At 70.5% G+C, this 21,118-nt stretch carries 23 protein-coding genes; 11 read left to right on the forward strand and 12 right to left on the reverse strand.

The window, feature by feature from the left end; all coding sequences use genetic code 11:
- The first annotated feature begins 30 nt into the window (after window positions 1-30).
- From L942_RS09275 to L942_RS09285, 3 genes are all read left to right on the forward strand, one after another.
- Window positions 31-1,053 (forward strand): DNA polymerase domain-containing protein, encoded by a 1,023-nt coding sequence (locus L942_RS09275; RefSeq protein WP_037357555.1) that lies wholly within the window; start codon window positions 31-33, stop codon window positions 1,051-1,053.
- A 192-nt stretch (window positions 1,054-1,245) separates the two neighbouring features.
- Window positions 1,246-1,638, forward strand: a complete 393-nt coding sequence (locus tag L942_RS09280; RefSeq protein ID WP_037357556.1) for a DUF6221 family protein — start codon at window positions 1,246-1,248, stop codon at window positions 1,636-1,638.
- Window positions 1,639-2,127: 489 nt separating this feature from the next.
- Window positions 2,128-3,126 carry an MsnO8 family LLM class oxidoreductase gene (locus tag L942_RS09285; RefSeq protein WP_037357558.1) on the forward strand — a complete coding sequence of 333 codons (999 nt, stop codon included), beginning with the start codon at window positions 2,128-2,130 and terminating at the stop codon, window positions 3,124-3,126.
- On the opposite strand, the gene L942_RS09290 is transcribed toward L942_RS09285, so the two are convergent.
- The gene (locus L942_RS09290) at window positions 3,123-3,779 is read right to left on the reverse strand and encodes a maleylpyruvate isomerase N-terminal domain-containing protein (protein ID WP_037357560.1); all 657 of its coding nucleotides are present in this window, start codon (window positions 3,777-3,779) and stop codon (window positions 3,123-3,125) included. The genes L942_RS09285 and L942_RS09290 overlap by 4 nt on opposite strands.
- A 42-nt stretch (window positions 3,780-3,821) precedes the next feature.
- Window positions 3,822-5,414, reverse strand: coding sequence for a PucR family transcriptional regulator (locus L942_RS09295; protein WP_106964845.1), 1,593 nt, complete (start codon window positions 5,412-5,414; stop codon window positions 3,822-3,824).
- Window positions 5,415-5,531: 117 nt separating this feature from the next.
- On the opposite strand from L942_RS09295, the gene pruA reads away from it, so the two are divergent.
- The gene (pruA, locus tag L942_RS09300) at window positions 5,532-7,160 is read left to right on the forward strand and encodes an L-glutamate gamma-semialdehyde dehydrogenase (RefSeq protein ID WP_037357562.1); all 1,629 of its coding nucleotides are present in this window, start codon (window positions 5,532-5,534) and stop codon (window positions 7,158-7,160) included.
- A gap of 15 nt (window positions 7,161-7,175) precedes the next feature.
- The gene (locus tag L942_RS09305) at window positions 7,176-8,105 is read left to right on the forward strand and encodes a proline dehydrogenase family protein (RefSeq protein WP_037357564.1); all 930 of its coding nucleotides are present in this window, start codon (window positions 7,176-7,178) and stop codon (window positions 8,103-8,105) included.
- 79 nt (window positions 8,106-8,184) lie between these two features.
- On the opposite strand, the gene trxA is transcribed toward L942_RS09305, so the two are convergent.
- Window positions 8,185-8,556, reverse strand: a complete 372-nt coding sequence (gene trxA, locus L942_RS09310; RefSeq protein ID WP_037357566.1) for a thioredoxin — start codon at window positions 8,554-8,556, stop codon at window positions 8,185-8,187.
- A gap of 88 nt (window positions 8,557-8,644) precedes the next feature.
- Between trxA and L942_RS09315 the strand changes: the two genes are divergently transcribed.
- Together L942_RS09315 and L942_RS09320 are read left to right on the forward strand one after the other, a co-directional pair.
- Complete coding sequence (locus tag L942_RS09315; RefSeq protein WP_037357568.1) at window positions 8,645-8,884, forward strand: DUF2630 family protein; 240 nt, start codon at window positions 8,645-8,647, stop codon at window positions 8,882-8,884.
- A 73-nt stretch (window positions 8,885-8,957) separates the two neighbouring features.
- Complete coding sequence (locus L942_RS09320; protein ID WP_037357570.1) at window positions 8,958-9,545, forward strand: TetR/AcrR family transcriptional regulator; 588 nt, start codon at window positions 8,958-8,960, stop codon at window positions 9,543-9,545.
- Between the two features lie 362 nt (window positions 9,546-9,907).
- Here L942_RS09320 and L942_RS09325 read toward each other — a convergent pair whose 3' ends face one another.
- The 7 genes from L942_RS09325 to L942_RS09355 all read right to left on the reverse strand — a co-directional run bounded on the left by L942_RS09325 (window position 9,908) and on the right by L942_RS09355 (window position 14,972).
- Window positions 9,908-11,476, reverse strand: coding sequence for an alpha/beta hydrolase (locus tag L942_RS09325; protein ID WP_037357572.1), 1,569 nt, complete (start codon window positions 11,474-11,476; stop codon window positions 9,908-9,910).
- Between the two features lie 123 nt (window positions 11,477-11,599).
- On the reverse strand, window positions 11,600-12,673 hold the full coding sequence (locus tag L942_RS09330; RefSeq protein ID WP_037357573.1) for an ATP-dependent DNA ligase: 1,074 nt from the start codon (window positions 12,671-12,673) through the stop codon (window positions 11,600-11,602).
- Between the two features lie 26 nt (window positions 12,674-12,699).
- A complete protein-coding gene (locus L942_RS09335; RefSeq protein ID WP_037357575.1) occupies window positions 12,700-13,299 on the reverse strand; it encodes a hypothetical protein in 600 nt (199 codons plus the stop codon).
- Entirely contained in the window at window positions 13,296-13,832 is a 537-nt protein-coding gene (locus tag L942_RS09340; RefSeq protein ID WP_037357615.1) for a DUF6286 domain-containing protein, read from the reverse strand. The genes L942_RS09335 and L942_RS09340 overlap by 4 nt, the downstream gene beginning before the upstream one ends.
- Window positions 13,832-14,218 carry an Asp23/Gls24 family envelope stress response protein gene (locus tag L942_RS09345; protein WP_037357577.1) on the reverse strand — a complete coding sequence of 129 codons (387 nt, stop codon included), beginning with the start codon at window positions 14,216-14,218 and terminating at the stop codon, window positions 13,832-13,834. The genes L942_RS09340 and L942_RS09345 overlap by 1 nt, the downstream gene beginning before the upstream one ends.
- Complete coding sequence (locus L942_RS44855) at window positions 14,215-14,391, reverse strand: hypothetical protein (RefSeq protein ID WP_009075692.1); 177 nt, start codon at window positions 14,389-14,391, stop codon at window positions 14,215-14,217. The genes L942_RS09345 and L942_RS44855 overlap by 4 nt, the downstream gene beginning before the upstream one ends.
- A 125-nt stretch (window positions 14,392-14,516) precedes the next feature.
- Entirely contained in the window at window positions 14,517-14,972 is a 456-nt protein-coding gene (locus L942_RS09355; protein WP_037357581.1) for an Asp23/Gls24 family envelope stress response protein, read from the reverse strand.
- Window positions 14,973-15,508: 536 nt separating this feature from the next.
- Here L942_RS09355 and zapE point away from each other — a divergent pair.
- Window positions 15,509-16,552, forward strand: a complete 1,044-nt coding sequence (gene zapE / locus L942_RS09360) for a cell division protein ZapE (RefSeq protein WP_037357584.1) — start codon at window positions 15,509-15,511, stop codon at window positions 16,550-16,552.
- Here the strand turns inward: zapE and L942_RS09365 are convergent.
- Entirely contained in the window at window positions 16,494-17,075 is a 582-nt protein-coding gene (locus L942_RS09365; protein WP_037357586.1) for a phosphatase PAP2 family protein, read from the reverse strand. The genes zapE and L942_RS09365 overlap by 59 nt on opposite strands.
- A 554-nt stretch (window positions 17,076-17,629) precedes the next feature.
- On the opposite strand from L942_RS09365, the gene L942_RS44860 reads away from it, so the two are divergent.
- Both L942_RS44860 and L942_RS09375 read left to right on the forward strand, forming a co-directional pair.
- On the forward strand, window positions 17,630-17,788 hold the full coding sequence (locus tag L942_RS44860; protein WP_200862756.1) for a hypothetical protein: 159 nt from the start codon (window positions 17,630-17,632) through the stop codon (window positions 17,786-17,788).
- Window positions 17,789-18,239: 451 nt separating this feature from the next.
- The gene (locus L942_RS09375; protein WP_037357588.1) at window positions 18,240-18,590 is read left to right on the forward strand and encodes an EF-Tu/IF-2/RF-3 family GTPase; all 351 of its coding nucleotides are present in this window, start codon (window positions 18,240-18,242) and stop codon (window positions 18,588-18,590) included.
- A 230-nt stretch (window positions 18,591-18,820) separates the two neighbouring features.
- Here the strand turns inward: L942_RS09375 and rocD are convergent, their stop codons facing one another.
- Complete coding sequence (gene rocD, locus L942_RS09380) at window positions 18,821-20,059, reverse strand: ornithine--oxo-acid transaminase (protein ID WP_037357590.1); 1,239 nt, start codon at window positions 20,057-20,059, stop codon at window positions 18,821-18,823.
- A 184-nt stretch (window positions 20,060-20,243) separates the two neighbouring features.
- Here rocD and L942_RS09385 point away from each other — a divergent pair, with 184 nt between their 5' ends.
- Entirely contained in the window at window positions 20,244-21,098 is an 855-nt protein-coding gene (locus tag L942_RS09385) for a PPK2 family polyphosphate kinase (protein ID WP_037357592.1), read from the forward strand.
- Window positions 21,099-21,118: the final 20 nt, after the last annotated feature.

Below are 21,118 nucleotides of genomic sequence, written 5' to 3' on the forward strand. Positions count from 1 at the left end.
CGGTACGGCACTCGCGGCTACGGTGGCGCCATGCCCAAAAACGGCGATCCGGTCGAGTACCAGGTGGGGGAGCGCACCGTCCGGGTGTCGAGCCCGGACAAGGTCTATTTCCCCGAACGCGGCATCACGAAGCGGCAGGTGGTCGAGTACTACCTCGCGGTGGCCGGCCCGTTGCTGCGGGCGATCGGCGAACGGCCGACCACGCTGAAGCGGTACGTCGACGGCGTCACCGGCGAATGGTTCTACGCCAAGCGCGTGCCCAAAGGCGCGCCGGACTGGCTCGAGACCGCGCGGATCACCTTCCCGTCCGGCCGCACCGCCGACGAGGTCTGCCCGACCGAGCCCGCGGTGTTCGCCTGGGCGGCCAATCTCGGCACTTTCGACTTCCACCCGTGGCCGGTCCGCCGCTCGGACGTCGACCGTCCGGACGAACTGCGGATCGACGTCGACCCGCCGGAACGCGCCGGGTTCGCCGACGCGGTCGAGGTCGCCGGCGTGGTCCGCGAGGTGCTCGCCGACGCCGGGCTCACCGGCTACCCGAAGACGTCGGGCGGCCGCGGCGTGCACGTCCTCGTGCGGATCCGCCCGGAATGGGACTTCATCGCGGTGCGGCACGCGGTGATCGCGCTCGGCCGCGAGGTCGAACGGCGGATTCCGGACAAGGCGACGGTCTCCTGGTGGAAGGAAGAACGCGGCGGCCGCGTCTTCCTCGACTACAACCAGGCCGCGCGAGACCGGACGGTCGCCTCGTCGTGGTCGGTGCGCGGCACGCCGCGAGCGACTGTGTCGACGCCGCTGACCTGGGATTTGCTCGCGGACGTCGACCCGGACGACTTCGACGTGCTGACCGTCCCCGATTTCCTCGCCAAGCACGGCGACCTGCACGCGCCGATGGACGAGGAGGCATTCGGTCTCGAGACGCTGCTGGATTGGTACGAGCGCGACGACCGGGACCTCGGCGGCGCGGAACTGCCGTATCCGCCGGACTACCCCAAGATGCCCGGCGAACCGAAACGGGTGCAGCCGAGCAAGGCCCGATCCGACCAGGCGTGACCGACTGGTCGCCGGTTGTGATCACTCTCGGTGATCAACATCGCGGTGGATTCCCCCGGTGTTTCCGCAGGTCGCACTCAATTTTTCGAGGTCGATTACCCTGGAGAGCACCGCTGGGTGGTAACGCGCTGGGGTCGAGGTGCGACTATTGCCGGGGCCGGAGGGGAGCCGGGACCGGAGGAGGGAGACGTCGTGGACGACCTGATCGCGTTCCTCGCCGCGCGCGTCGGACAGCGGCAGGCGCTGATCATGCAGGCGGTGCAGAAGGGCAAGTCCGGCGAACCGCTCACCCGCGGCGAAGCCAAGGTCGGGCTGGAGGAGCGGGTCCGCTCCCTCGGCGACCTCGAACTCGACGTGGTCAACCAGATGATCAACGAGATCGAGGCGACGCGGCGGATCATGCTCGCGCATCGGACTACGGTGTCGGAGAAGGTGCCCGGGTTCCCGCTGTACGGCAGCGAGTACTGGTGTGAGACCTGCCATGTGCCCGCGGACGAGGCCGGGTCGAATTGGTGCTTGACGCTTCGGCTGCTGGCGTTGCCGTATGCGGATCATCCGGATTACAGCGAGCGGTGGCGGCCGTGATCCTGATCCGGGGGTAGCTCGTCGGCTCGTCTCGTCGCCTGGCGGCGACATTGCGGGTGAGTGGTTGCGTGGGGCACCCCGAAGCTGATTGTGACGACGGCGCGGAGGTGCTTGTCAAGGCGGGAAAGATGCCTTGACAAGCACCTCCACGCCGCGTTTTTGGCTTCGTATCGGGGTGCAGGGCCGGGGCTGGGTGCCTCGATGGGTGGGTGCTTTGGCGGCGGTCGGTGCTTCGATGGGTGGGTGTTTCGGTGGCGGTCGCGTGATGGGACTAGCGGCGGCGGGGCGGTCGGGTGGGTGGTCCGTGAAGGGCTCCTTGAGGGAATCCAAGTCCGTGAAGGGGTCCCGCACGGCCATTGGCGGGGCGTGAGGGGAACCGTGAGGGAATCAGAGTCCGTGAAGGTGGCCCTCACGGGAGAGCGGTCTCGGGGCCAACCTGAGGGGCGTCGGGGCGGGAATTCAGCTTGCGCGGAAGGCGTTGCGGCAAGCGTGGACGTTCCGATTTCCGTGCTGGACCGGTCGCCTGTGCGGCGAGGGCGGGGGACCGCGCAGGCGATCCGGGACACCGTCGCGTTCGCGCGCGACATCGAAAAGCTTGGCTACCACCGGTTCTGGGTGTCCGAACATCACGGCGTGCCGGGCGTCGCCGGGTCTTCGCCTGCGGTGCTCGCGTCGGCCGTCGCCTCGGCGACCTCGCGAATCCGAGTCGGCTCCGGGGGCGTGATGCTCCCTAATCATCGGCCGCTCGTGGTCGCGGAGCAGTTCGGGATTCTGGAGTCCTTGTTCCCCGGGCGGATCGACCTCGGCATCGGGCGGTCGGTCGGGTTCATCGAGCCGGTGCGGCGGGCGCTCGGGCAGGGCAAGGACGCGGCGGACGGCTTCGACGGTCAGGTCCGCGAACTTCTCGCCTTCTTCCAGGGCGAGCACGACGGCGTCCACGCGATCCCGGCCGAAGGGCTGTCGGTGCCGGTGTTTCTGCTCGCGACCGGTGCGGGAGCGGATCTCGCCGCGGGATTGGGATTGCCGCTGGTGATCGCGCCCGCGCATGGCCAGCGTGCGATGGCGGAGGCGATTTCGCGGTACCGCGAAACGTTCCGGTCCGATGTGGACGATCCCTATGTCGTCGTGTCGACAGCCGTCGCGGTGGCGGACACCGCCGAGGACGCTCGCCAGCTCCTGGTGCCCGAGGCATGGTCCACTGTGTACTCGCGCAGCCATGGCGTGTTCCCGCCGCTCTCGCCCGCGGACGAGATTGTGGCTCTGCCGATGACCGACCGGGAACGCCGCCGGTTGGACGACACGTTGGCCGGGCAAATCAGCGGTACTCCGGACGAGGTCGGCGCGCGTCTCGCGGAGCTGGTCGCCGTGACGGGGGCGGACGAGTTGCTCGTCAGCACCAGCACCTACGACCCCGCCGCGCGCGTCGAATCGTTCGCTGCGCTCGCCGAGCTTGCTGGTTTGCCCGTAGCGGAACGGCTTTCGGTTTAGCCAAGGACGATCGGCAGCTTCTCCGCCAACGCGCCCAGCGCGGCCTTTTCCTCGTCCGTCGCGGCCCGGCGGCCGGTCGCTACCAGCAGCGCGCTTCGGTCGTCCAGCGACGACGGCAGCGGCGAACCCAGCGCCGTCTCCACGGTCCGTCGGGTCGCGGCCAGGCAGTCCGCGTCCGGGCCGTCCACTCCGGACAGATGCAGGACCAGGTCCAAGTGGTGCAACGTGGCTTCCACGACGTAGGTCTCGAAATAGTCCGCGACCGTCAGCACGTAATCGCGGGTTTCGACCCGCGCCGCCGGGTCCGCGAGCGCTGCGGCGCGTCCCGCTGCCTGGGCCAGGTCGTCGAAGTGGTGCACCAGCCCGGCCGGGGTGCCGTAGCTGACCGCCGCGCGGCGGGTGAACAGGCTTTCCGGCTCGGCGCCGGTCGGCAGGTCGTTGCTGAGTTCCCAGTATTGGGCGGCGGTGTGCGTCGGCTCCGCTTCGGACGGGGTCGCGAGCGTGATCAGGATGTCCTGCGCGTCTATGACCAGGTGGAACACCAGATCCTGCACCAGCCAGCCGGCGCAGCCGGACGGGGCCGCCCACTGCCCGCCTTCCAGCGATTTCACGGCATTCTGAAGTGCGTTCCAGGAGCGGAAGAAGAGATCCACAACGCCCACCCTAGCGAGCGCGAACCCCCGCGGCATCCGGTTTTACAGCCGCAGCAACAGTTCGGTGAGCAGCCGCTGAGCGGGATCAGCCAGGTCGATCCCGGACACCTCCGACGCCCGCCGCACCCGGTAGCGCACGGTGTTCGGGTGGATGTTCAGCGAGCGGGCGGCGGTGCGGACGTCCCCGAAAGCGTTCAAATACGCCAGTACCGCGGGGATCAGAATGTCGCCGTGCTCGGCGTCGTGGGCGCGCAGTTCGGCGAGTCGCGGATCGCGCAGGCGGGGCTGATCTCCCAAGTAGGCCAACACTTCCGACAACAGCACGTCCGCCCGGACGTCAGCCAGCGACGCGACGTCGGACGGCCAATGCCCGCGCGTCATCGCCATCAGCACCCGGTCGGCATCGCCACGCGAGAGCGCTGCGTCCGACAGCCTCGGCACAATTCCGCCGAGCGCGGCGCGGACGGGCGTGTCGAGGTGTTTCCGTGCCGCCCCAACGATTTCCTTCGCCAACGCCAGCACAGCGGCATCCGAGTGCTCCGGCAGGTCCGGCAGCAGCGCGTACACCCGGCCGCCGAGCACGCTCACGAGCGCGGTCCGCCGGTAAGCCGCGGTGTGCACGGCAATCAGGTGCACCAGTTCAGCCCGGCGCAGCAAGCGGTCGGAAGCGGCGGCCGACTGCTGCCGCGAAAGCGTGAAGGCCAGAACCTGAGCTGGACGCGCCGGATCGGCGCCGATGTCGTCCGCCACGGACTCGGCGTCGACGCGTCCCTCCAGCAACCCGGCCAGCAGATCCTCGCGCAGCCGAAGCTGCGGATCGGGCAGGGTGCGCGCGCGGATCAGTTGCGGGGCAAGCGTTCGGCTGGCGCCGAGCAGGGCGACCTCGGCTTGCTCGGTCAGCGGTTGCGCGCCTTCCTGCACCCAGATCGTGCCGAGCGGCTGCGACCCGGCGTGGATCCCGGCGGCGATGCGGCGGCGAATGCCCAGCTCCGGGCGCTCCTCCACGCGCACGATTCCTTCGCCGGCCCGCAACCGCTGGTAGACGCCCCATTCGCGGAGGATCGCGAGGTACCGTTCCGGCCCTTCGCGGCCCAGGATCGACAAGCGCCGCAGCTCGTCGACCTCGTCTCCGGCTCGCGAATACGCCAGCACGCGGCTCGCGGTGTCTTCGATGCTGACCAGGCCGCCGGTGAGCGTCGCGACCGTCTGCGCGAGCGCGAACAGGTCGCCGAGCACCTCGCCGGTTTCCGCTTCGCCGCCCGCTCGGGCCGCGTCGACCACCCCTCGCGCCAGCGCTTCGACCTGCTCCCACCGTGCTTCCGCGCCGACGGTGAGCAGCGCGACGCCCGCGTCTGCCGCGACGTCTGTGCCGCCTTCGCCCTTGACCGCCACCGCGGTCGCCCCGGCGCGTCCGGCCGCCCGGATCGCGGCAGCCGCCGACCGTCCTCGCGCGCCGATCACCAGGACCAGGTCGCCGGGATGCGTTTCCGGCGGGTCCTCGGGGTCGAGGATCACCACGTCCTGCACCGGAACGCCCAGCCCGCGCGGCGCGACGAGCACCCGCACGAGCGGTTCGCCGAGCGTCGCGAGCACGTGCCGCAGCGAGGCCCCGGCGAACGGTTCGGCGGCCGTCATCGCGTAGGCCGATCGGACAAAATCATATGGGCGATTCTAGCCGTTCGAACAAACCCCTGAACGCTGCGCAGAGTTATCTTTCGGGCATCCGACGAGTAAGCCAACGAGGGAGCCGCCGTGGACGCCGTGACCCAGACCCCCGCCCCGAAGAACGAGCCGGTGCTGACGTACGCGCCGGGCAGCGCCGAGCGCGCCGAGCTGGAGGGTGCGCTGAAGAAACTGGGTCAGGCCGGTCCCGTCGACCTGACGGTCACCGTCGGCGGCGAGCAGCGCGCGGGCGGCGGCGAGAAGATCGACGTTGTTCAGCCGCACAACCACAGCCACGTCCTCGGCACCATCCAGAGCGCCACGAAGCAGGACGCGACGGACGCGATCGCCGCTGCCGCGAAGGCTGCTCCGGAGTGGCGCGCGCTGTCCTACGATGACCGCGCGGCGATCCTGCTGCGCGCCGCTGACCTGCTGACCGGCCCGTGGCGCGCGACGCTGAACGCGGCCACCATGCTCGGCCAGTCGAAGACCGCGACGCAGGCCGAGATCGACTCCGCGTGCGAGCTCGCCGACTTCTGGCGCTTCAACGTCGCGTTCGGCCGCAGCATCCTCGACCAGCAGCCGGTCAGCTCGCCGGGCGTGTGGAACCGGATGGAGCACCGTTCGCTCGAGGGCTTCGTATACGCGATCACGCCCTTCAACTTCACCGCCATCGCCGGCAACCTGCCCACCGCGCCCGCTCTGATGGGCAACACCGTGCTGTGGAAGCCGTCGCCGACGCAGAGCTTCGCGGCGCACCTGACGATGCGTCTGCTCGAAGAGGCCGGCATGCCGCCGGGCGTGATCAACCTGCTGCCGGGCGACGGCAAGGCCGTCTCCGAGGTCGCGCTGACGCATCCCGACCTCGCGGGCATCCACTTCACCGGCTCCACCGCCACCTTCCAGCACCTGTGGGGCACTGTCGGAGCGAACATCGCCGGCTACCGCAGCTACCCGCGTCTCGTCGGCGAAACCGGCGGCAAGGACTTCGTGCTCGCGCACCCGTCGGCCGACCTCGACGTGCTTCGCACCGCGCTCGTCCGCGGCGCCTTCGAGTACCAGGGCCAGAAGTGCTCCGCTGCTTCGCGTGCGTACGTTCCGCGCAGCGTCTGGGAGCAGCTGAAGGACGGCCTTGCCTCCGAGACTGCCGCGCTGAGCTACGGCGACGTCACCGACCTGTCGCACTTCGGCGGTGCGGTGATCGACCGTCGCGCCTTCGACAAGCACGCCGCTCTCTTCGAGCGCGTTAAGAACGACAGCGAGGTCGAGATCCTCGTCGGCGGCACTGCGGACGACAGCGTCGGCTACTTCGTGCAGCCGACCGTTCTCGTGTCGACGAACCCGAAGCACGAAATCTTCAGCACCGAGTACTTCGGCCCGATCCTGTCGGTGTACGTGTACGAAGACGCTGACTTCGATTCCGTGCTGCAGCTGGTCGACGAGACCGCTTCGTACGCCCTGACCGGTGCGGTCATCGCGAACGACCGCGCGGCCGTCGCGAAGGCTTCGCAGGCGCTGCGGTTCACCGCGGGCAACTTCTACGTCAACGACAAGCCGACCGGCGCGGTCGTCGGCCAGCAGCCTTTCGGCGGGGCGCGCGCCTCGGGCACGAACGACAAGGCCGGTTCGGTCTTCAACCTGCTCCGCTGGACGAGCCCGCGCTCGATCAAGGAGACCTTCGTGCCGCCGACCTCCGTGCGCTACCCGCACCAGGGCTGAGAAGGAGACACCGCCATGCTGCGTGCCCCGTTGCTCGCCGCCGCTCGTTCGCAGCGGATGCGTGCGCTGATCGAAGCGGTACCGGTCACCCGGTCCGTAGTGCGCCGGTTCGTGTCCGGCTCGACCACCGCCGACGCCGTGCGCGCCGCGCGGGAGCTGGCCGCCGACGGCCGGAAGATCACCATCGACCACCTCGGCGAAGACACCACCGACGCCGCACAGGCCACCGCCACCGTGCAGGCGTACGAGGAGTTGCTGACGGCGTTGTCCGAACAGGGCCTCGCCGAGGGAGCGGACGTTTCGGTGAAGCTGTCCGCGGTCGGGCAGTTCCTGCCGGGTGACGGCGAAGGCGTCGCGCTCGAGAACGCGCGGAAGATCTGCGCGGCCGCCGACGCGGTCAGGGCGACGGTGACGCTCGACATGGAGGACCACACCACCACGGACTCGACGCTCGGCATCCTGCGCGAGCTGCGCGCCGAGTACCCGTGGGTGGGCGCGGTGCTGCAGGCCTACCTGCACCGCACCGAGCAGGACTGCCGTGAGCTGTCCGGTCCCGGATCGCGAGTGCGGCTGTGCAAGGGCGCCTACGCCGAGCCGGAATCGGTGGCGTTCCAGGACAAGGCCGAGGTGGACAAGTCCTACGTGCGCTGCCTGCGGGTGCTGATGGCCGGACAGGGCTACCCGATGGTGGCCTCGCACGACCCTCGGATGATCGCGATCGCCGGCAAGCTCGCCGCCGACGCCGGCCGCACGACCGGCGACCACGAGTACCAGATGCTGTACGGCATCCGGCCCGAGGAGCAGAAGCGGCTCGCCGCCGAAGGCGAGACGGTGCGCGTGTACGTACCCTGCGGCGACGAGTGGTACGGCTACTTCATGCGACGGCTGGCCGAACGGCCGGCGAACCTCGCGTTCTTCCTGCGCGGGCTCGTCACCCGGTCCTGAACCACGGCGAAGGCCCGGCACCCTGGTGGGGTGCCGGGCCTTCGGGTGTTCCCCGGGTGGTGCGCCTGCGGTGGCTGGATCAGGCCTGCTCGGCCTCTTGCGCGGCGGCGGCCTTGCGCACTTCGTCCATGTCGACCTCGCGGGCCTGGCGGATGAGGTCCTCCAGCGCGGCCTCCGGAAGGGCGCCGGGCTGGGAGTAGATCAGGGTCTTGTCGCGGATCACCGCGAGCGTCGGGATCGAGCGGATGTCGAACGCCGCGGCGAGCTGCTGCTCGGCTTCGGTGTCCACCTTGGTGAAGGTGATGTCGGTGTGCTTTTCCGAAGCCTTCTCGAACACCGGCGCGAACTGGCGGCACGGGCCGCACCAGCTTGCCCAGAAGTCGATCAGCACGAACTCGTTGTCGGTCACGGTCTGGTCGAAATTGTCCGCGGTCAGTTCGACTGTGCTCATAGGCGGTCCAACGAACGAGCCAGGTGGGGAATTCCCCGGGGCCGGGTAGCGTCCTGGGGGAGTGTCCGACGCTTCCTTGGAGGTTGATGTGGCTGACGGGATCCTGGGGCGGATCGACGAGCTGATCGCGGAGGAGAAACAGCTGCGGGACCGGGCGATCGGGACCGGGCTGTCCTCGGAGGACCGGGAGCGGCTGCGCCGGGCCGAAGAAGAGCTGGACCAGTGCTGGGACCTGCTGCGGCAGCGCCGGGCCCGGGTCGAGTTCGACGACGATCCGGACCAGGCCTCGGTCCGTTCGGTGGGCGAGGTCGAAGGGTATCGGCAGTAACGTCTCGGCGGTGCCGAAGCTAACGGTTAGCTTTGAGTAATCGGTCGCATTTTGTGGCTGATAGCATCCGCGGATGACCGAGCCGTCGGGGCGGCGCGAGCGCAAGAAGGCCGCGACCCGTCAGAAGATCGCCGACACCGCGATGCGGCTGTTCCTCGAGCGCGGGTACGACGAGGTCGGCATCCGGGACATCGCCGCCGAGGCCGACGTCGCAGTGACCACGGTCTTTTCGCACTTCGCCTCGAAGGAGGCGCTGGTCTTCGAGCAGGACTCGAACTTCGAGGAGAGCCTGCGGGGAGCGGTCGAGCGGCGGGCGTCGGCGGAGTCGCTGATCCCGGCGTTGCGGAACGAGGTCCAGGCGCTGGTGCGGCACTGCACCGCGGAAAGCGTCGCGCCGGTCTGGCGGATGATCGACGCGTCGCCGGCGCTGCGGGAGTACGAGGAATCGATGCGGCTGCGGCACGCGGAGTCGCTGGCGGAGGCGATGGCGGCCGGCCCCGGGCTCGGCCGGACGCCGACCGCCTGCCGGGCGATCGCGCGGTTCGTGGTCGACGCCTATTCGGTGGCTCGCGAGGCGGCTGATCCGGAGGCCGCGGTGGACGAGGTCTTCCGGATGATCGAGGCGGCCTGGGCGGCTAGCAGTCCGGTTGGGTCCCGTTAGGACGGGCCGTTTCGGCTTGCGGTGGCTTTGCCGTGTTTTCTGGCTGCGAGTGGCGGGTTTCGGCCTGCGGCGGGGGTTTTCGGCACGCGCGGTGAACTTCTCGGTCTCGAATGGGGGAGCGGATCCCGCTGGGCCGAGTGATGAATTCTCGAACAGGTGTTCGAGATACTGGTGGGGTGTTCGAAACGACTTCGGCGGGACAGCCCCGGTCCCGCCGCCTCAGACCTCAGCGGGGATTGCTCGGCCGGATCAGTCAGCTGGTACGCGGCTGGTGGCGGCGCTGCCTCGGCGAGACGGAACCGTTCGACGGAGACGCCGCGGGACCTTCAAGACGCGGGCGGAAACGCTCGGCTGGTCGATCACTAGGCCGGGCAGAGCGTCCCGTTGTCCGGGACCTTGCCGTCGATCAGGAAGGACTGCGCGGCGGCAGTGACGCAGGAGGACTGGCCGACCGCCCCGTGCGCGACGCCCTGCCACGTGACGGTCACGGCGCTGGGCATCTGGTCCGCGGCGCGAGTGGTGCCGGCCTCCGGCGTCACCGGGTCGGTCGCGGTGGCGGCCACCAGGATGGGCGGCGCTCCGGGAGCGCCGGCGGGCGGCAGCGGCTCGCGGCGGACCGGCCAAGCGCCGCACCACGCGAGTTCCTGCGCGACTGCCGCGCCGAACTGCGGGTACTTCGCGCGCATTCCCGCCGCGGCGCGGTCCAGCTGATCGGCGGGCAGCCGGGTGGTGGAGTCGTTGCACCGGGTCGCGATGGTGCCGCCGATGCGCGACGTGCGGCCGCGGACGTCCGCGACGATCGGATTCGCGAAGCCGGCCAGCGCGGTGACGTCGCCGTTCTTCGCGGCGTTCAGCGCGTCGGCGAGCGCGGGCCAGTTCGCCCGGTCGGCGAGTCCTTGGTACACCGCGTAAGTCGCCACGCCCGGGCTCATCGTCACGCCGTCGTCAGTGTCCACAGGGGACGTACGGAGCCGGTCGGTCACGGTCTTCAGCGCGACCTTCGCATCGCCCATCGGGCAGTTGCGGGCGGCGCAGTCCGCGGAGAAGGCGTCGAACGTCGCCTGCGCGCCGGCGGCCACCGCGTCGAGCACCGCCGCTCGGTCGGCGCCCGGGTCCGGGATGCCGTCCAGCACCATGCGGCCGACCTGCGCCGGATAGCGCACCGCGTATTCCGAAAGCACCTTCGAACCGTCCCCGCGGCCGAGCGCGTTCAGCCGGTCCAGACCGAGTTGCTTGCGCAGCTGGTCGAGGTCTCCGGCGGTGCGCCAGCTGTCCAGCGCGGTCTGCGCGGTGTCGAGATCGAGCGCGCACTGCTGACCGGCCCGGCGGGCCGCGTCGAGCACCTCGCCGAGGCCGCCCTGCGCAGGGTCCGCGCCCAGCAGCTCGGAACGCACTTCGAGCGGCACGCACTGCACCCCGCCGGACAGCCCGGTGCCGCGCCGGTCCATGCCGATCAGCGAGAACTTCTTGAGGAATTCCGGCGGCAACCGGGTCGCCAGGCGCGCGGCGAACAGGGAGCCCGGCTCGCCGCCGACGTCGTTGACCACCACGAGCGGGATCGGGCCGTCGCCTGCCTTGAGCACGAGGATGCGGGCGAGCAGATGCTGCGTGTCCTCGGGCGCGTCGAGCGGGGAAGTCATGCGCGCACAGCTGACGTGAAGCGAATCGGGCAGTGCCGGAGCGGCCATCCGCTGCCGGGTGTCGGCATCGCAGTTGGCCCATCGCAGACTGGCATTCTTGGGCTCGGCCAGCGGGGGCAGCGGCACCGCGGCAGTGCTCGGCGGCGGCGCCGTGGTGGCAGGTCCGTCGTTGTCGATCACCGCCGGGCGAACCGAAGGCCCGCTGGTGCATCCGGCCAGCAGGAGCACTCCCAGCGTCGCCGCCGCCAGCCGGGCGCGCGTACGGAAACGGCTGGGGGAACGGCGGTGCACGGGCTGGTCCTCACGTCTGCTCGGCGGAACTCTCGGACGAGCTTGGCACGCCTGGTGTGGGAAGCCAGTGAGCGGGTCCGGCGGCGTGTCCGGTCCGCGCTGGCCAAGGCGGTCCAGGGCAGGTCAGCGGGTGCGCACGACCTCGCCTCGGAACACCGCCGACAGGTCGTACCGCGCCGGCTCGTCCAGTTGCGAGTAACCGCACGACGACGGCTCGCGGTCCGGCCGCCAGCGCACGAACTGAGCGGTGTGGCGGAAGCGCGACGGATAGCCGCCCTCCGTGTGCTCGTACGAGACCTCCACCACGCGCTCCAGCCGCAGTGGCACCCACGGCTGTTCTTTCGACCGCCAGCGCGTGATACCGCCCGGGATCCGCTGCCCTTCGCGCACCGCGTCGCCGAGCCACGGATGCCCTTCGCCGTCGGTGATCAGCGGGGCCAGCTCCTGCGCCAGCTCGCGGCGGCGGGCGACCGGGAACGACCCGACCACGCCGACGTGGTGCAGCAGCCCGTTGTCGTCGTACAGGCCCAGCAGGAACGAGCCGACCGCCTCTCCCGGTTCGCCGTCCACGTGCCAGCGCAGGCCCGCCAGCACGCAGTCCGCGGTGCGCGAATGCTTGTACTTGAACAAAACCCGCTTGCCCGGCGAGTACGGCTCGGTCAGCGGCTTGCCGATGACGCCGTCCAATCCGGCTCCCTCGAACAGTTCGAACCAGTGCCGCGCGGTCTCCGGATCGGTCGTCGCCGGCGTCAGCGCGATGCCCGGCAGAGACTCGAGCCGTTCGCGGCGCGCCGACGTCGGCTCGTCCACAAACGATTCGTCGCCCAGCGCGAGCACGTCGAACGCCACGAACTGCGCGGGCGACTGCTCGGCGAGCAGTTGGACACGGCTGTCGGCCGGGTGGATGCGCTCGGTCAGCGCGTCGAAATCGAGCTTGCCGTCGCGGGCCACCACCAGTTCGCCGTCGAGCACGACCCGCTCCGGCAAGGATTCCCGCAGTGCGGCGAGAACCTCCGGGAAGTACCGGTTCAGCGGCTTCTCCGCGCGCGACTGCAGGGTGATCTCGTCGCCGTCGCGGAAAACCAGGCAGCGGAACCCGTCCCACTTCGGCTCGAAGAGCAGGCCGCCGGAGTCGGGAATGGCTTTCGCCGGCTTCGCCAGCATGGGCTTGATCGGTGCCTGCACAGGGAGGGCCATGCGGGCATTCTGGGCGAAACGCGGAGTCAGCGCACGCGTGCCGGGCCGGTCGTGTCGAGTTCGAGCCGCACCGCGGTCGGCAGGGCCTCGACGCCGAGCGACTCCCGGGCCCGGGTCAGCACGTACGCGTCCAAGTCCTCCCACACCCGCCGGACTTCCGTGCCCTCGGCCAGCCAGAGCGTGATCCGCAAGGCCGGTTCGGCCACCGTGCCCACTGATCGGACCCGAGCGCGGGTAACCCCTTCAACGCTCTCCGCGTCCGTTTGCACGGCCCCGGCCAGCGCTCCGGCGGTGACGGTCAGCTCCTCGCCGATCGTCTCGTCGAGCTTCAGGTCCGGACGGCGTTCCGGGCGCAGCGAACGGAAAAACCACCACAGCCCGAACACGAGCAGCAGAACTCCGAGGACCACCGCGCCGATTCGCGCGTACAGCGCGTGGTCGCCGAGCCAGCCGACCGCGATCGGGTCGAGCACCGGCCGGTGCCCGCGGAACTGCCCGAGCCACCCCATGCCGACGACGAGTGCACCGGCACCCGCCAGCACCCCGAGCACGCCGACCACGGAGGTCAGCGTGCGCTCGGCACCGTACGAACGGCCTTGCGCGCGACGCGCCGCGGAAGCGCTCATGACCGGTCCTTCGGAGAGTCGACGACGACAGACACCTTCGGGCGACGCTGCAGCGGGAGGTCGTCCAGCACCTTCGCGACGGTTTCCAGCAACCGCGGTCGCAGCTGTTCCTCGGTTTCCAGCCGGCTTGTCGCGCGCACGCGCACCCGGCGGGCGCTGGCCGTCACGGAGGCTCCGCGCACGTTGTCCTCCGCGCGCACCGCCAGCCCGACCAACCGCGCGAGTGCTCGCGGGGAGGTGTTCACCGTGATGCCGTCGGCGGGGTCGGTCATCCGCACCGCGCGGTCGCCGGCGCCGAGCGCCAGCACGAGGAGCACCAGTCCGGCGAGCAGGGCGATTCCTGCGGCGATGCGCACCGGCGTGCTGGTCCAGTCGAGCTCGGCGATGGCGGACTTCCACCGCGGCCACGGCACGAGGAGCGGCGCCTTGCCGGGCTGCCACCAAGCCCACCCGACCTCGAGCGCCAGCAACGCGCCGCCGGCCGCGACAGCCAGGCCGAGCAGCGTGGACAGAAGACGGACGAGGATGCGCATCATCGCACCCTCGGCGGCACGTCCGGCAACAACGCGGTGACCGTCACCGCGACCGAACGCACGTGATAGGAGGTGATGCGTTCGACCTCTTCGACGACTTTCGCACGCACCTGCCCGGTCACTTCCCGAATCGGCGCGGGATACCGCAAGGCGAGATCGAGGGACAGTTCGACGTCGTTGTCCGAGCCGCCGACCTTGGCGGAGGCTCCGGACATCCCGGCGCTGACCCCCGCGACGCGGCGTTCGGCGAGCATTGTCCCGGGGACCTGGTCGGCGGCGTGCTGCGCGACCTTGCGCACGACGGAGTGCGCGATGGTCAGCGAGCCGCGTTCGGCGGGTTCCGGGAGGTCGCTGCGGGACGGCCCTGTTTCGACCGTCCGGGTCACTTGTCCCGGCCCTTTCCGAACAGGTCGCCGAGGTCGAGCTCGCCGTCGAGGACCCGGCCGACCACGAGCCCGATGATGCCGACCGCGAAGGTCACCAGGAAAGCGGTGAACCCCTGCGTGGCGGCCAGGCCGAGGATCAGCCCGGCGAGGATCCCGGTCTGCGTAGCGTTCAACGTGCGCCCTCCTGGGATGTGCGTGCTGCGCGGTTGAGGTGGTGCCTGCTCTGCGGTGTTCGGTCCGGGCGCTGGCGGCGCGCGCGGCGTGGCCGGGGCGGTCGCGGCCCTCCGCGGCGGTCAGGTCATTCGACCCGGCTCGACTCGGGTTCGTCCTCCTCGCCGGGCAGGTGGACGTCGTTGACCGCGATGTTGACCTCGATCACCTCGAGCCCGGTGATCTGCTCGACCGAGGCGATGACGTTGCGCCGCACGTCGCGGGCGACTTCCGCGATGCGGGCGCCGTACTCGACGACGACGTCGAGGTCGATCGCGGCCTGCTTCTCGCCGACCTCGACCGCGACGCCCGCGGTGGAGGTCGCGCCCGAGCCCGGGATCCGGTCCCGGATGGCCCCGATCGCCCGCGACACCCCGCCGCCGAGCGCGTGCACCCCGGCGACCTCGCGCGTCGAGAGCGCCGCGATCTTCTGCACGACCAGCGACGAGATCGTGGTGCGGCCCGCGGTGTCCGTCTGGTCGGCCGACGCCAGCGCGGCGGACGGGACAGCGGTGGGCACATCGGGCCGGTTCGTGCTCGGCATGGTTCCTCGCTCCCTGTGTGCGGACGTGGCGCGTCCAGTGTCGCCGCGAGCGGCTCGCGGCGCCGAGGACATGCCCGTTCGGAAGACCTCCCGACCGGGCGAAAACTCACGCGGCATCACTCGAATGGGTGAGTCGGCGGGCGGTCGGCGCGGGCAGCCGGTGCGGTCGGGGACTTGACCGGGGACAACGGGGGCGAGCCGTCGTGTGATGGCGGCAGTGCCGCGAACCCGTACGCCGGATGATCGGCCCGTGCGGGTCTGGTCAGCGGCTCGCAGGGGCTGGCGGCGGTACGGCGTGACCGGCCAGTCCGCCTCGGCGCGTGCGCACGGCCTGAGCGGCCGGCTGTCCTTGGCTGAGTGGTTTCGGGTCAGCGGCGCTTGCCTTTCAGCGCGACGGCCGGTGAGAGTCGCCACACGTGCCTGTGCCCGTTGGCGCTGGACGAGGCCGAAGGCGGCTCCGACCGGGGGATTCGCGGTTCGCGGCCGCGCTGAGGCGTGCCGAAGAGGGCGGGGCCGTCCGGATAGGCTCTCCGACCATGCCCGCGCCTGCGCTGACCGACCGGTTTCCCGAGCTGGGGGCCGACGAGCTGATCGCGTCCCTCGTGCCGCCGCCGCGGTTCGGCGAGGCTCGGTTCTCCACCTACCTGCCCAACCCGGACGAGCCCAGCCAGGCGGCCGCGGTCGAGGCGTGTTCGGCGTTCGCCGCGCGGATCGGCGCGGCCAAGGCCAAGAAGTCCCGCCTGCGGTCGCTCTTCGGCGGCGGCGCGGCGATCCCGGACGGGCCGATGGGGCTTTACCTCGACGGCGGGTTCGGCGTCGGCAAGACCCACCTGCTGGCCTCGACGTGGCACGAGACTCCGGGGCCGAAGGCGTACGGGACGTTCGTCGAGCTGACCCACCTCGTCGGCGCGCTGGGGTTCGCCAACGCGGTTTCGCGGCTTTCCGAACACCGGCTGCTGGCGATCGACGAGTTCGAACTCGACGATCCCGGCGACACCACGCTGGTCAGCCGGCTGCTGCAGGAACTCACCGACGCGGGCGTCTATGTCGCGGCGACCTCCAACACCTTGCCGGACAAGCTCGGCGAGGGGCGGTTCGCGGCGGAGGACTTCCTGCGCGAGATCCAGGCGTTGTCGCGGCGGTTCGGCGTCGTCCGCGTCGACGGGCCGGACTACCGGCACCGCGGGCTGCCGGAGGCCCCGCCGCCGGTCGGCGACGACGAGATCGACGCGTCCGCGGCCGCGCACGAAGGGTCCACTGTGGACGAATTCGGCGCGTTGACGAAGCATCTCGAGCGGCTGCACCCCTCGCGGTACGGGAAGCTGCTCGACGGGGTTCGGCGGGTACACCTCAAGCACGTGACGCCGGTGCCGGACCAGATGGTCGGGCTTCGGCTGGTCGCGCTGGCGGACCGGTTGTACGACCGGGCGATTCCGGTGGTCGTGTCCGGCGTGCCGCTGCCTGAGTTGTTCAGCGAGGAGATGCTGAACGGCGGCTACCGCAAGAAGTATCTGCGGGCGATCAGCCGGTTGACGGCTCTCGCGCGCGACGCGGTGACAGCGCCGCCCGCAGCGCGGTAACCACGGCGGCTGCGAAGCAAACTGCGCCGACGATGTCGGTGAGGTAGTGGTAGCCGAGGCCGATCATGCCTACCGCTGCGCAGCAAACCAGCACCGCGCCCACCGCGACGGCGACAGCCTTGAACCGGACCAGCAGTACTACAACGGTGAGCACGGCTACCAGGCTGACGGTGTGCCCGCTCGGGTAGACGAGGGTGCCGCCTTTCCAGCGGTCGAAGGCGGGTTTCAGCGCCCAGCTGTTCAGCGCGATGGCGACGAGCGGGCCTGCCACGGCGAGTAGGGCGTCGAGCCGGTTCCGTCGGTAGAGGCAGAGCGCGGCGATGACGACGATGGCCGGGATGAGCACGTACGGCTCGGTCGGCAGCACCAGCGCATTGAGCAAGCCTGGGTTCAGCGTCGAGGCAGACCGCTCGGCCCATTGGTCCACCGAGCCGGGTGCGTAGGGCGCGACGAGCAGTCCCAGCACAAGCGTGGCGAGCGCGCAGAGCGCCGCGAAGAGGGCGAGAGTTCGCCTGGCGGTCACAGAGCGAAGCCTAGCCACCTTCGGGACAGTGCGCGGGTCTCCCTTTCGGCACCGACGATCGGAGGGCTGACGGGGGACATCGAGATTCACGGGACTGTGGCGAACGGCTTCGAGACGGTCCGCGAGGAGTTCGGCGCGGTGGCCGGGGCGAACGCGGGCGTGCAGGTAGCGGTTCGTGTACCCGGTCGGCTGGTGGTCGATCTCTCGGCGTGCGAGGTCACGGGGGATACGTTGACCGGTGTCTATTCGTCGACCGAGGGGCGACCGCGCTGGTGGTGCAGGCCTGTGTGCTGGACGTGCCGGGCGCGCGCCACTGGCCAGTGTTCGCTGTCGCAGGCAAGGGCGGGAGCACGGTTCACGACGTGCTGACCCACCGTCCCGGCGTGCTCGGGGCGGATGGCGGACTGCTGCGAAGGAACTCGCGGACGACCGGGTGATTGCTCGACGGCTGGTCGGGTAGGGGCCGTTCTGGCGGCCGGGATCTGGTTACGGTTGCAGCGGATTCGCCGGTTCTCGATCGTGGCCGAGGTGGTCCGGCGGGTACCGGGCAGTCAGTGCAGGAGCATTTCGAGACCCGAATCCGCGAACCGTACGGTCTCGAGTTCTCTCTCGGGCTGCCGGAGCAGGAGGAACCCCGGTACCGCGAGGTGCTGGCGGGGCAGGTGAGCGCGGAGGAACTCGCGGCGGTCCAGGCGTCCGTGCCGAGTCCGTAACAGCTTGGCCGACATCGGCTACGGGCTCGGTTCGACCCCGCCGCACGACCAGGTCGCCTTCGCCAACGGGCGCCCGGCCAGGCTTCGGCAGCGCGCGCTGGCCGGGCTCTACGCGGCCGCGGCGTCCGGTTTGGACGGACGGCCGCCGTTGCTCGAACCGCGCACGCTCGACGAGTTCGCCATGCTCCGTTCCACCGGTCGCGACCTGGTGACCGGGGATGCGGGACAGTACGCGCTCGAGTTCCAGGCGAAGGGGTCGCGGGAGTGCGAAGGCGTTCGGGCACAACGGGTCCGCCGGTTCCGAGTCCTTCGTGGACCCGCGCAGCGGCCTCGCGTTCGGCGACCCTCGGCGGAAGTTCTCCTCGTATCCGGAACACGACCGGCTGGCGGCGGCGCACGCGGCGGCCAGCCGGTGAAAGCCAGCCGTCCGGGGTGATGCGATGCTTGCCGCATGTCGTTGTTCTCGCGCCGTCCGGCCGAAACCCCGTCCGGCAGCTTCCGTTTCCGGATCTCCGAGATCTACCAGATCCCGATGCGCGGAGTCGTGGTCACCGGCACGGTCACCGACGGCACCGTCCAAACCGGTGCGAACGCCGTGGTGCGGCTGCCCGGCGGGGCTCGCCAGGCCGTGGTGACGAGGATCGAAACGGCGCGCCGCAAGAGGCAGTCCGCGGAAGCCGGTGCCGAGGCCGGGCTTTACCTGTCCGGTCTGAGCACCGACGACATCCCCACCGTTCCGGCCGGCGACGGGCAGCAGCAAGACAACACCGCGCTCAGCGGCGTCGAAGTGGTCTCGGCCTGAACTGACAGCATTCTGGCAGCGGCACACCGAGTGCAGTAAGCAGATGAATCGGCATCAGCCGCACCATCGTGGCGGCAGCGTCGCGGTCGATGCGTGGCCGCTCCGCAGGGCATGCGGTTCGTCCAGCAGCACGGTGTTGCGTGCCGCGCATCGAGCGGACCGCTTCGCGGCACGGTGCGACGGTCACACCCGGTGACCGCCGCCCGAAAAGACGGCGGTCACCCAGCCAGTCAGCCGCGCACGACCTGAGCGATCGCGTCGATCCCGCGGTCCAGTTCGGCTTCGGTGATCACCAGCGGCGGCGCGACGCGCAGCGTGCGGTCGTGCGTTTCCTTGCACAGCACGCCCAACTCGGCCAGCGCTTCGGACGCCGCTCGTCCGGTCGGGCCGCCCGGCTCGATGTCGACGCCCGCCCACAGGCCGCGTCCGCGCACCTCCGAGACGCCGTCGCCGACCAGTTTCGCCAGCCGTTCGTGCAGGTGTGCGCCGAGTTCGGTGGAGCGCTTCTGGTACTCGCCGGTCTGCAGCATCTGCACCACGGCGCGGCCGACCGCGCACGCCAGCGGGTTGCCGCCGAAGGTCGAGCCGTGTTCGCCCGGCTTGAGTACGCCCAGCACGGCGCGGCTGCCGACCACGGCCGACACCGGGACGATGCCGCCGCCGAGGGCCTTGCCGAGCGTGTACAGGTCCGCGCGGACGCCTTCGTGCTCCAGCGCCAGCACAGTGCCGGTGCGCGCGAGACCGGACTGGATCTCGTCGGCGATCATCAGCACGCCGTTCTCGTCGCACAGCCTGCGTACGGCGGCGAAGAACCCGGCGGGCGGAACGATGACGCCTGCCTCGCCCTGGATCGGCTCCATCAGCACCGCCGCGGTGCGCGGCGTGATGGCTGCCTTCAACGCTTCCGCGTCGCCATACGGCACCTGGACGAAGCCCGGGGTGAAGGGGCCGTAGTCGGCGCGCGCGGTCTCGTCGTCGGAGAACGAGACGATGGTGGTCGTGCGGCCGTGGAAGTTCGACCCGGCGACCACGATCTCCGCGGTGCCCGCCGGAACGCCCTTGACCTGGTAGGCCCACTTGCGCGCGACCTTCACCGCGGACTCGACGGCCTCGGCCCCGGAGTTCATCGGAAGCACCATTTCGGTGCCGGTCAGCTCGGCGAGTTCGCGGCAGAACAGGCCCAGCTGGTCGTGGTGGAACGCGCGGGACGTGAGCGTCACGCGGCCCAGCTGCTCGGTCGCGGCGGCGATCAGCTCGGGGTTGCGGTGGCCGAAGTTGAGCGCGGAGTAGCCGGCCAGGAAGTCCAGATAGGACTTGCCGGCCACGTCGGTCACCGAAGCGCCCTCGGCTTCGGCGATCACGACCGGAAGCGGATGGTAGTTGTGCGTGCTCCATTGCTCGTCGAGCGCGATGAAGCCGTCGGAGGTGGTGGGACGCGCGGTGCCGGCAGGCTGGACGGACGCTGTCATGCGTTCAGGCTAGAGGCCGTTCGCGGGGAGTTCAGCCGGGAAACGTTGCTTTCCCCCGTCGTTCGTTGCGCAATCGAGGGGGCGGACCGGCGAATCGCTGCGTCGCTCGCTCGACTGGATGACAACCCGCCAGGACCGCGGCACGGTCCCGGGGATCGCCGGCCGGTCCGGTTATCGTCCCGGGATGGCGAAGAAGCAGCAGAACGGAAACCGGGTCCGCGACGCGCTCCGGGCGGGCGACGAGCTGCCGGACCCGGCTTCGTCGCCCGTGGGGCCGGGGAAGAAGGCGAAGGGCGGCAAGAAACTCGAGTCCGCCGGGGAGCAGCTCGCCGGGTTGCAGGAGGCGCTGTACGCGGAGGGCATCGGGGGCGGCAACCGCAGCGTCCTGCTGGTGCTGCAGGGCATGGACACCTCCGGCAAGGGCGGCACGGTCGGGCACGTGCTCGGGCTGGTGAACCCGATGGGCGTGCAGTACGCCGGGTTCAAGAAGCCGACGGCCGCCGAACGCAGGCACGACTTCCTCTGGCGGATCCGCAAGAAGCTCCCGTCGCCGGGCCACCTCGGCGTCTTCGACCGCTCGCACTACGAGGACGTGCTCGTCCCGCGCGTGCTCGGCCAGCTCTCCGCGGCCGAGCGGCGGCAGCGCTACACGCAGATCAACGCGTTCGAAAAGGAGCTGACCGACAACGGCACGGCCGTGGTGAAGGTGTTCCTGCACATCTCGCCGGAGGAGCAGCTCCGCCGGCTCACCGCGCGGCTCGACCGGCCGGAGAAGCGCTGGAAGTTCGACCCGTCGGACGTCGAGGCGAGGCGGCAGTGGCCCGCGTACGAGAAGGCGTACGCCGACGTGCTGAAGCGCACCTCGACCGCGCACGCTCCCTGGTACGTGGTGCCCGCCGACCGCAAGTGGTACCGGAACTGGGCGGTCGCCGAGCTGCTGGTCGAGACGCTGGCCGAGATGGACCCGAAGTTCCCCGAGCCGGCCTACGACGTCGAGGAGCAGCGGGCGGCGCTGCAGGCTGTTGGCGTGTCCGCCTGATCATCTGAAAGAGTGCTGGT

The sequence above is a fragment of the Amycolatopsis orientalis DSM 43388 genome (assembly GCF_000411975.1).
GTDB lineage: Bacteria > Actinomycetota > Actinomycetes > Mycobacteriales > Pseudonocardiaceae > Amycolatopsis > Amycolatopsis orientalis_D.

What these genes read in the sequence shown, in the direction of transcription:
- L942_RS09320 (WP_037357570.1), top strand. Translation starts at nt 8,958, where the DNA reads ATGACCGAGCCGTCGGGGCGGCGCGAGCGCAAGAAGGCCGCGACCCGT.
- L942_RS09375 (WP_037357588.1), top strand. Translation starts at nt 18,240, where the DNA reads ATGTCGTTGTTCTCGCGCCGTCCGGCCGAAACCCCGTCCGGCAGCTTC.
- L942_RS09305 (WP_037357564.1), top strand. Translation starts at nt 7,176, where the DNA reads ATGCTGCGTGCCCCGTTGCTCGCCGCCGCTCGTTCGCAGCGGATGCGT.
- L942_RS09340 (WP_037357615.1), bottom strand. Translation starts at nt 13,832, where the DNA reads ATGCGCATCCTCGTCCGTCTTCTGTCCACGCTGCTCGGCCTGGCTGTC.
- L942_RS09335 (WP_037357575.1), bottom strand. Translation starts at nt 13,299, where the DNA reads ATGAGCGCTTCCGCGGCGCGTCGCGCGCAAGGCCGTTCGTACGGTGCC.
- L942_RS09330 (WP_037357573.1), bottom strand. Translation starts at nt 12,673, where the DNA reads ATGGCCCTCCCTGTGCAGGCACCGATCAAGCCCATGCTGGCGAAGCCG.
- L942_RS09275 (WP_037357555.1), top strand. Translation starts at nt 31, where the DNA reads ATGCCCAAAAACGGCGATCCGGTCGAGTACCAGGTGGGGGAGCGCACC.
- L942_RS09295 (WP_106964845.1), bottom strand. Translation starts at nt 5,414, where the DNA reads ATGACGGCCGCCGAACCGTTCGCCGGGGCCTCGCTGCGGCACGTGCTC.
- L942_RS09385 (WP_037357592.1), top strand. Translation starts at nt 20,244, where the DNA reads ATGGCGAAGAAGCAGCAGAACGGAAACCGGGTCCGCGACGCGCTCCGG.
- trxA (WP_037357566.1), bottom strand. Translation starts at nt 8,556, where the DNA reads ATGAGCACAGTCGAACTGACCGCGGACAATTTCGACCAGACCGTGACC.
- rocD (WP_037357590.1), bottom strand. Translation starts at nt 20,059, where the DNA reads ATGACAGCGTCCGTCCAGCCTGCCGGCACCGCGCGTCCCACCACCTCC.
- L942_RS09355 (WP_037357581.1), bottom strand. Translation starts at nt 14,972, where the DNA reads ATGCCGAGCACGAACCGGCCCGATGTGCCCACCGCTGTCCCGTCCGCC.
- zapE (WP_037357584.1), top strand. Translation starts at nt 15,509, where the DNA reads ATGCCCGCGCCTGCGCTGACCGACCGGTTTCCCGAGCTGGGGGCCGAC.